The 487-nt window shown below is 63.2% G+C and carries 1 pseudogene; it reads right to left on the bottom strand.

From position 1 onward, the window contains the following. Positions 1 to 468, bottom strand: a pseudogene (locus tag J5M73_RS31180) (flagellar motor switch protein FliG); the annotation flags it as partial. Between the last annotated feature and the right edge of the window lie 19 nt (positions 469 to 487).

The raw sequence follows: 487 nt of genomic DNA, 5'->3' as shown, positions 1-487 counted from the left end.
CAGCACGTCGTTGCGCAGCCGCTCGGTGAAGCACGACGCGATCTCGGACGCCTGATCGCGGTCGAGGTGCACGAGAATCGTCGCGATGATCTGCGGATGCTCGTTCTTGATGAGCTCGGCCACGGCCGCCGAGTCCATCCACTTGAGCCCTTCGATGCCGCTCGTGTCGCTGCCTTGCAGGATGCGGTCGATCAGCACGCCCGCCTTGTCCTCGCCGAGCGCCTTCGTCAGCACCGTGCGGATGTACTCGCTCGAATCGAGCGACAGCGCGGTGTGCTTCTCCGCTTCCTGCACGAAATCGTTGAGCACGTCCTCGACCTGCTCGCGCGTGACGTTCTTCAGCGCGGCCATTGCCGCGCCGATCTTCTGCACTTCGCGCGGCGCGAGGAATTTGAATACCTGCGCGGCCTCTTCCTCGCCGATCGACATCAGCAGGAGCGCGCTCTTGTTCAAGCCTTCAGCGTTCATCGGACACCCAGTTCTTCAC

Origin of the sequence: Pseudomonas sp. 50_B, assembly GCF_017491625.1 — a bacterium.
Lineage (GTDB): Bacteria > Pseudomonadota > Gammaproteobacteria > Pseudomonadales > Pseudomonadaceae > Aquipseudomonas > Aquipseudomonas danubii.
The sequence above is the reverse complement of the archived record's forward strand: the minus strand, read 5'-3'. Positions and strand labels throughout refer to the sequence as shown.